Annotated in this window: 11 protein-coding genes; 10 read left to right on the top strand and 1 reads right to left on the bottom strand. The window is 40.1% G+C overall.

The features are described 5' to 3' along the window. Positions 1 to 107: 107 nt before the first annotated feature. The 5 genes from PQQ36_RS22035 to PQQ36_RS22015 all read left to right on the top strand — a co-directional run bounded on the left by PQQ36_RS22035 (position 108) and on the right by PQQ36_RS22015 (position 3,588). Positions 108 to 692: a hypothetical protein gene (locus tag PQQ36_RS22035; protein WP_108679348.1), complete on the top strand. Its 585-nt coding sequence runs from the start codon at positions 108 to 110 to the stop codon at positions 690 to 692. 140 nt (positions 693 to 832) lie between these two features. Further along, the gene (locus tag PQQ36_RS22030; RefSeq protein WP_060531641.1) at positions 833 to 1,294 is read left to right on the top strand and encodes a hypothetical protein; all 462 of its coding nucleotides are present in this window, start codon (positions 833 to 835) and stop codon (positions 1,292 to 1,294) included. A 622-nt stretch (positions 1,295 to 1,916) separates the two neighbouring features. Beyond that, the gene (locus tag PQQ36_RS22025; protein ID WP_103276807.1) at positions 1,917 to 2,252 is read left to right on the top strand and encodes a hypothetical protein; all 336 of its coding nucleotides are present in this window, start codon (positions 1,917 to 1,919) and stop codon (positions 2,250 to 2,252) included. Between the two features lie 160 nt (positions 2,253 to 2,412). After that, on the top strand, positions 2,413 to 2,736 hold the full coding sequence (locus PQQ36_RS22020) for a hypothetical protein (RefSeq protein WP_038969902.1): 324 nt from the start codon (positions 2,413 to 2,415) through the stop codon (positions 2,734 to 2,736). Between the two features lie 156 nt (positions 2,737 to 2,892). Next, positions 2,893 to 3,588, top strand: coding sequence for an HNH endonuclease (locus PQQ36_RS22015; RefSeq protein ID WP_273662645.1), 696 nt, complete (start codon positions 2,893 to 2,895; stop codon positions 3,586 to 3,588). 651 nt (positions 3,589 to 4,239) lie between these two features. Here PQQ36_RS22015 and PQQ36_RS22005 read toward each other — a convergent pair. Then, positions 4,240 to 4,830, bottom strand: a complete 591-nt coding sequence (locus PQQ36_RS22005) for a hypothetical protein (RefSeq protein ID WP_025793317.1) — start codon at positions 4,828 to 4,830, stop codon at positions 4,240 to 4,242. A gap of 327 nt (positions 4,831 to 5,157) precedes the next feature. On the opposite strand from PQQ36_RS22005, the gene PQQ36_RS22000 reads away from it, so the two are divergent. The 5 genes from PQQ36_RS22000 to PQQ36_RS21970 all read left to right on the top strand — a co-directional run. Continuing rightward, positions 5,158 to 5,760, top strand: a complete 603-nt coding sequence (locus tag PQQ36_RS22000; RefSeq protein WP_225488747.1) for a hypothetical protein — start codon at positions 5,158 to 5,160, stop codon at positions 5,758 to 5,760. A 135-nt stretch (positions 5,761 to 5,895) separates the two neighbouring features. Beyond that, entirely contained in the window at positions 5,896 to 6,393 is a 498-nt protein-coding gene (locus PQQ36_RS21995; protein ID WP_273662640.1) for a hypothetical protein, read from the top strand. Positions 6,394 to 6,550: 157 nt separating this feature from the next. After that, positions 6,551 to 6,970 (top strand): RDD family protein, encoded by a 420-nt coding sequence (locus PQQ36_RS21985; RefSeq protein ID WP_054389419.1) that lies wholly within the window; start codon positions 6,551 to 6,553, stop codon positions 6,968 to 6,970. Between the two features lie 136 nt (positions 6,971 to 7,106). After that, positions 7,107 to 7,649: a hypothetical protein gene (locus PQQ36_RS21975; RefSeq protein ID WP_225465874.1), complete on the top strand. Its 543-nt coding sequence runs from the start codon at positions 7,107 to 7,109 to the stop codon at positions 7,647 to 7,649. Positions 7,650 to 7,790: 141 nt separating this feature from the next. Continuing rightward, positions 7,791 to 8,212: GNAT family N-acetyltransferase (locus PQQ36_RS21970; RefSeq protein ID WP_273662639.1), on the top strand; the 422-nt coding region annotated here is incomplete at its 3' end.

Genomic DNA, 8,212 nt, shown 5'->3' with positions numbered 1-8,212 from the left:
GCGGCGAGTTTTGGTGGTGAAAGTGGTCTGCGGAAAGTTGGTTTATACGGCATTCACCCCTTAACGCAGCGTTATGCTTCAGTTCGATCTCTGGGAGATAATCGTAAATGAAAGAGCTTTTCGAGATAGAGAAGTACAAATCTAATAAATCTGTAATTAACTCTGGCAAGGCTTATAAAAGCTACATGACTATTCGTCGTGATCTGAGGTGTGCTCATTCGATTGTAGAGAGAAACATATCACTCAAAGAATCCATAAATAATGGCTCCGTATCTCTAAAAGACGTCAGTGACACAATGTATATCGAGCGAAGTGCGTTAATGCATGCAGTTACTCTGTATTCGCGCTGGTTTAAAGCTACCTCTGGGAAGCCTAAATTAGATACGAAAGTATTTTTTACAAAGGGTTCTTCCTTTGAACGCAGCCACAAGGAAATTATAAACTTACGTGATAAGTACTTAGCCCACAATGAGCTAGATTTATTGGGGACAGATCGAGTCTGGGTAAACTTTGACGAACATGGAAACGCTGAAAGTGTTTACAGTGACTTCATCGAAAATCAGTTCATCAACCATAATGAGCTTGAATTGAACCAATTTAAAGCTTGTATTGAACTGGTTCATAACAAAATTGACGCTGAAATTATCCCCGATAAAGAAGCTAAATTATTAGAAATGTTGAGAAAAGCATAACAAAGCGTTTAAGACAGATTCGCAACGCTCGGCATTTTCGGTTTGATTCAGCTTTTGTGTTTACGGCACAATGGTTTAGGTTAGGTGGTCGCGTTGTTCACCACTTAACGCGGCGTTAGCTTTTCAAGGGAAATTTGCATATGGAATATGCTGACGAGTATACAAAAAAAGAGAAAGTAGTTCGATTTTCAGTATTCACCCTATTGGGTTTGGCAGTAATTGCATTTCATAAGTTTTTGTTTCTTCCTTTAGTGACAGATTTTGTCGAGCGACCGCACTGCTATGAATTTCTGGGGTTAAATGGTGCCGATTATGTGTGGCATTTAGTGTTTGTTGGTTTGCCATTTTCTCTTTTTGTCGTGCTTGCGTTTATGCTTCCGATCGGGATAAAGGGTTTGAAGGAAGGGCGTTTTCCTCCAAAATCAATGAAGGTGTATAAACTGACAGCAGTTAAAAGAGGTACTGCAGCGTACTTCAAGTCAGGTATCTGTATTTTGGGTCCGGTTATGGCATTACTACTAACCTTCTGGGGATATCATCAAGTTGATAGCATGCCTCCAATAGACTCAATAAATCTCAGCCCTCATTTGTGCCAAAGCTAACAAGCAATTTAAGAGGGATTCACAACGCTTGGCACTTTTGCTTCTACTTCAGTTTTAGTGTTTATGGCACAATGCTTTAGGTTTGGGTGGAGGCGTTGTTCACCCCTTAATTGGGCGTTAGTTGCCAACGAGGAAAACGCAGCTAAAGCAGAATGTTTAGAGTTAAAGTCAGTGTGTTTTTGGTTGGGTTTTCGTACTTCAATTTTGAATCGTTCGGGTTTGTGAAAATTGTTCTCAGGTTTCTTTTGTCGTTGGATTTTCTGTTTCAGAAACCGATTTGTTTGTTGAAAGTCAGCTTTGTAATATTGTTTTCTCAAAAGATTTTTTTGGTGTTGTTAGTCCGCTTTCTACGGAGTTGCATGTTCCAAGTGGTTTCAGTGACAGGCGCTTTGAAACTGCGCCTGAACTGATCTTTTCAAAGCACATCAAGCTAGCGTTGGCAAAGCAGCAATTAACATCAAATCAAAGCTTTAGGTTTGGCAACTAACAAAGCATTCAAGAGGGATTCACAACGCTTGGCAGTTTTGGTTTGAATTAGCTTAAGTGTTTACGGCACAATGGCTTAGGTAGGGTGGTTTGCGTTGTTCACCCCTTAATGCGGCGTTATGTTTTAAGGATAAAAATGAAACATTCAGTTTTTATGAGTTTAGTATTTTTGACTGGGTGTGCTGCTGGTCAGGCAGCACCAATAGAAGTTCTCAGTTATGAAGCTGATGATAACAATTACACCTTGATAGCTATTAGTGAAAAAAAGCTAACAAGTTCAAATGGTGAAATCGATAGTGTTTTCGAGGAAAAAATTAAAGAGCTTTGCCCGTATGATTATTTAGTTTCGGAACCAACAGAAGATAATGGCCCCGATGGTACATGGCTAAAAAGGCACATGGAGTACTATATAATGTCGAACGATGTCAAAAGTGCTCATTCTTACTCTAAAAATGTAAGTTGCACGCTTTGATTACAAACATAACAAAGCGTTTAAGAGGGATTTGGCACGCGTGGCATTTTCGGTTTGCGTTGGGTTCAGTGATTAAGTCGCTGTGCGGTAGCTATTGTAGTGCGTGCCTGCCCCCCTTAACGCGGCGTTAGCTATATAACGAGAGTGCAAAGGATTTATAATGACTCCAGAACAAAAAACGGCGAGGTTAAAACGTCTAGTTTCTGCTGCAAGAAGTTTGGTTACAGGCCAGCAAGGAATCACGTTAGCAGCTAATCATGTTTTACGTTGCCTTTATGATTTGGGCGATGATTGGGTAGAAAGGTATCCTATATACACAGAATTTAGAAGTGCTTTGCCAGCAGAAGTACCAATATCTACAGAGCGGCTATTATGGCATTTTGATAAAGTTCTTGAGCTCGATCCTTTGCTGGCTAAAGTTGAATATAATTTTCGTGCAAAACTAATGTCTGAGTCTTTTTTAATTATTGAAAAATATAGCTAACAAGGCGTTTAAGACGGATTCACAACGCTTGGCGATTTCAGCTCAAGTTAGCTTTAGTGTTTAAGGCACAATAGTTTAGGTTTGGTGGTTGGCGTTGTTCACCACTTAACGCGGCGTTATGCGCCCCGAGAGTCGAACATTCATAATAGGTGCTAGATGGAATTTGAAGATTGGATTGTTAAAAATACTCGAGCAGGTAAGGCATCAGCGATTAAATATTCAGGCGCTATAACTGGGCGACTATCTAGCATGGCGATAGAGCATGGGTTGTCTAAAGTCGGTTTATTTGAGTCAACTTGCCCTAAAGTTGTATCGATGAACCTGAAAGAGCTAGATGAGTTTGCAGACCTAAATTCAACTGGTAATTCAATGTATAGTCGTGCATTAGATTTATTTCTTATGTATGTGGACTCACATAACCCAACCGTCGAAGCAGAACTTGAAGCTATAATCCTCGATTCATCAACTACACCAACGGAAAAATCTAGCTTAGTTCAATCTCGTCTTGGTCAAGGTAAGTTTAGGCAAAAGCTTATCGAAATCTGGGGCTGTTGTGCTGTCACTGGTTGCAATGAATCTAAGCTGCTTATTGCTAGTCATATTAAACCGTGGTCTCACTGCTCGGACAAAGAGCGATTAGACCCATCAAATGGTTTATTGCTTATAGCTACTTTAGACAAGGCATTTGATGCAGGTCTCATCAGTTTTGACAGTGAAGGGGTGATTATGATTTCCTCACTTTTTCAAGAGCATAAGCTTGCAGGTGTTAGTAATACTATGCGGATAGAGCTTCAAGGTAAAAATAGAGAGTATCTCGAATACCATAGAAAGTACGTGTTTAAAGGCGCATAACAAGGCATTTAAGGCGGATTCCCAACGCTTCGCATTTTCGGTTTGATTCGGCTTAAGTGTTTACGGCACAATGGTTTAGGTTCAGTGGTCTGCGTTGCTCACCACTTAATGCGGCGTTAGCTTACTGGAGCAATGACAAAATTTCTTTAAATAAGTAAGCTACCGAGGTAGTAGCTCACTTTGGTAACACAAGTTATTTATTCGATGACTTGCTAGGTTTTAGCCCCGGAGTGTTACCAGGAGTCTTTTTGTTGTCACGTCTGCGCTGGTCAGGCTTCCCTGTTGATTTTGCGATTGGTTTTGGACCAGGTTTAAGAGCCATAGTTGTATTCCTCAAAAGTATAAGAGCAAATCTCTCGCAAAATAATATATTCGTATTTATGCATACTGACAGTGACTGGTGTTTTATTTCCATTTAAAACTTGTGGGTATGCCATTGGCTTAAAAACCTGTGTCAGCAAGTTTAGCTGATGCTGATGGTTAGTAAGCTAACAAACTGTTTAAGAGTGATTCGCAACGCGTGGCATTTTTACTATGCGTTTATTTTAGTGTTTAAGGTGGTATGCGGGGACTTCGGTAATTGCGTTGCTCACACCTTAACAGGGCGTTAGCAGCACAACCAGACATCCGTGTCTGACAGGCTAGACTATGTTAGCTATCCCAGTTGTTTTCTAGGTTTGTAATTTCTGTGTGGATACGATCAAATGTTTTTTCGTAGTTGCTATTGAAGAAAAACTCTTTACCCGTAGTTAGATCCAGAACTGAATATTCAAACTCATGATCGCCAATTGCCTCTTCAATTAAGGCGCAGATGATGTTTGCTCGTTCCTGCGTCATTTTTTGTGATGCGTTAAAATGGAGCTTAACTAATCTCGGTTGACCGTGTAATACAACATTTAACTCTGGGTTGCATGTAATGCTAGTTCGCGAATAATTGTAGTTGTCTTTAGGCGGTTGAAATGCTGTGATATTTTTTCCTGATTGCCAGTCTTTAAAGTTATTCGCAACTTTTTCATAGTTTATTTTCTTGCTAGCATCTTTTTGCTTTCTACATATCTCGTATAGGTACGATATATGTCGCTTCTGTGTAAACAAGCTTTTTATCGCGGTTCTTAAAGATAAGTAATAGTCTTTATAAAATGCGTAAGGTGCTCTGTTGGCAATGTTTCTGATCTTTGTTAGTTTCGGTTTTCCTGTCGTTACGACGATCATTGAAAACTCTGAAACTCCAAGTTGAGGCATAGGCTATTCTCCGGTGTTGATTAATTCGTATGCAATGCTATGCCTGTGTATATAAACATGCAATAATCCCATATTGAAATTATGGATATTTCGCGTTGTTTCATTGGTTTTTGTGATCTGATAATCAATATGTTGGGTTTTTTGGTTTTATTTGGCACTATATGTGGTGTTTATGTGCAGCTAACAAGCAATTTAAGAGGGATTCACAACGCTTGGCATTTTTGCTTCTACTTCAAATTTAGTGTCTATGGCACAATACTTTAGGTTAGGGTGGAGGCGTTGTTCACCCCTTAATTGGGCGTTAGCTGAATAGAACGAGATTTGAGTATGTTTACAGTTCCAGATACAGAAAAGAAAATTCGAGCTAAGATTTCAAGTTACAAATCAGGGCTTAATCGTGAGCTTAGAGAGTATGGTGCTATCTCGGATGGTTACGGGAAAAGGTACTTAATATTTCCGTTGCTGCTTGTGCTTAATGACTTGAAGAAAGCAGAAGAGTACATGGAATGGTATGACTCTCAATTTCCAGATGATATTGGCGAACCAATCCAGATGTTATGTCGTTCAATTTTGTCTCATCGTTTAGGTAAAACAGAAAAGGCAACGTATGAATTAGCAGCAGCGATGTTATCTAATGTGTACCTTTTACCGTGGCTTTTCGGCAATAATATTGGTCCATTTGGAATAGAACAAACATCAGGCTTTGCTGACCCTGAACACTGCGATTATTTACCTGTGGAAGTATTTCACAGCATCAGTGGTGAGGAACTACATTGGATTGAAAGTTGTTTTGAGTCTGAGCTTTTTAGAGAAGCTCATACTAGGTTCATAGAAATATCGCTTATTTGGAATCTTGTTTCAGAAGAAGAGCGTCATGCTTTACTAAATGAACGAAATGGTCTTCTAAAACCGTTTGAAAAATTCAGCTAACAAGCATTTAAGAGTGATTCCCAACGCTTGGCATTTTTCATTCCATCGTTGGGTTTTGTGTTTACGGTGGTATGGTTGGGTTTGGTGGTAGCGTTGCTCACACCTTAATGCGGGGTTATGCTTTTGGAGAAAATTATGGATGAGAAATTTTTATTAGCAGTTGTAGCAGCTGGCTCCGCAGTTGGGGGGGGGCTTATAACTCAGTTATTTACAGTCCTTAAAGAGATTTTGATTGCTAGAAATGCTAATCGAACCTTAGTCAGGGATAAATATGAAGAGTTTGTAGACTGCTTAAACGAATCAGTAATCCACAGAACAAAAGTAGTAAATATAGTTTGTGACGAGGAGTTTCGTCGAAGCCTTCTAAATCTCCCGTTACAAAGAGCTTACAAATTAAGCTTGATTTACTTTCCTGAATTTATCGAACCGCTAAAAGAATGTAGCGCTGCTTACAAAGAGTTTTGCATGACTCTCGGTGGATCATTGGTTGTAGGTGATACGGTTAGTGTCGGACTGAGGGCAGCACATGAGCAACGTGAAAAAATGGATGCCGTCATGGATAAAATCGATCTGACTCAAAAAGAACTAGATCAATGTGTTAGGAAATATGCGCGAAAATACACTAAAGCATAACAAACAATTTAAGAGTGATTCAGCACGCTTGGCATTTTTGGTTTGAGTTTAGTTTAGTGATTACAGGGTTTCAGTTAAGTTATGTGGTCGCGTGCTTCACACCTTAATTGGGCGTTAGCTAAGTTATCGAAATTACATCTGAAAGAGGCAAAGGGAATTGAGTTCGAGAGATGGATTTTTTGTCCAATGCGACCACTTGTTGGCAAGTCCTGGTCGTAGGTGTGTTGGCGATTGGCTAGATTTAGTGATAACAGGTTTCATCTTTGTTTTGTCGCTTTGGCTTTTGACTCAAATGGATGTTGATGTCGAGGCGGCTCGAATAGGTTCGGTCTCACTCAGCGTTGCGTATTTCCTATTTTGTGACTGTTTGCCTAATGGCCAGAGTGTGGGTAAGCGGCTAGTCGGCTTATCAGTAAAAAGTGCTAGAACTGGCCAAGACTGTAACGTCATTCAATCTATCTTCAGAAATGCATTAGGTGCATTGTTAGGGCCAATTGACTCGCTATTTATACTTGGTAAAAAGAGACAGCGGCTAGGTGATAAATTGGCGAACACAATGGTGATAAAACTTAGCTAACAAGGCGTTTAAGAGGGATTCATGCCGCGTGGCATTTTTGGTATGCAGTGAGTTTTGGTGGTGAAAGTGGTCTGCGGAAAGTTGGTTTGTGCGGCATTCACCCCTTAACGCGGCGTTAGGCATCAAGGAGTAATAATTGAAGTTTGGGAATATAGATATTGGTGAGCTAAAACCAGTTCCAGAGTTAGAGTCCGGAGATGAAAAAGAAGTGTTCGCTTTTTATGGGCTAGCTTCATTTAATGCCCAGTGTGCGGAAAAGGCACTTGTTAACTTTGCTATGGGTTACAAGTTAGTTGATGAATCAGCGCTTACTCAAGAACAGTGGTTAGAGTTATACGATAGACTTAACTCGAATACATTTGGTCGCCTCTTAGGTCAAATAAAAAATCGAGTTGATCTACCAGATACTTTGCTAGTCCACCTTGATGAAACCCTACAAAAAAGAAACTGGTTGGCTCATGATTTCTTCTATGATTATGCAATTCATATGACAGACTTTGATGGGCGTGATCAAATGATCTCACAACTTCAATGTCTCATAACAATGTTTCAAATCGCAGACCGTGCAATCGAGAAATTAAGTTCAATTGTATGGCAACAGTTTGGTGTAGACGAGGCTTGGATACAAAAAGAAATGGCGATGCAGTTCTCAGAGTACCAATCAGCGAAAGATGCCTAACAAGCAATTTAAGAGGGATTCACAACGCTTGGCACTTTTGCTTCTACTTCAAATTTAGTGTTTATGGCACAATGCTTTACGTTTGGGTGGCAGCGTTGTTCACCCCTTAATTGGGCGTTATGTGTAGCCAGAGGGAAAGGCATGGAAGTACAGCTTAAAATCGGTAGTGATCCCTTATTCGCTGAGTCTTTAACCAAGACAAACATGGCAAGTTACTATCTAAGTCGTGGGATTATCTGGGATCACAATCAGTTTCTAAACAGTTGGGAAGAACTAGAAAACTACGAGATCCACCTAGACCAAACTCGTGTAGGTGTTCTTCGTTTTAGCTATAGTGACGAAGCGACCTTTCTGAGAGACTTTCAACTTTTACCGGAGTTTCAAGGTAAAGGAGTTGGGACTAAGTGCCTTGATCTAGTTGTAGGGCATGCACTCAGTCGTCAATCCACTAAGCTAGTTCTACGTGTGTTTAGTGAAAACCCAGCGATCAATCTGTATGAGTCCAAAGGCTTTGTTAGAACATCTGAAGTCAAAGGGTTGGTGGAAATGGAAGTCCCTTTAAG

This window comes from Vibrio sp. CCUG 15886 (genome assembly GCF_028570825.1).
Classification (GTDB): Bacteria; Pseudomonadota; Gammaproteobacteria; order Enterobacterales; family Vibrionaceae; genus Vibrio; species Vibrio vulnificus_B.
This window is presented reverse-complemented; position numbering and strand designations above follow the sequence as displayed.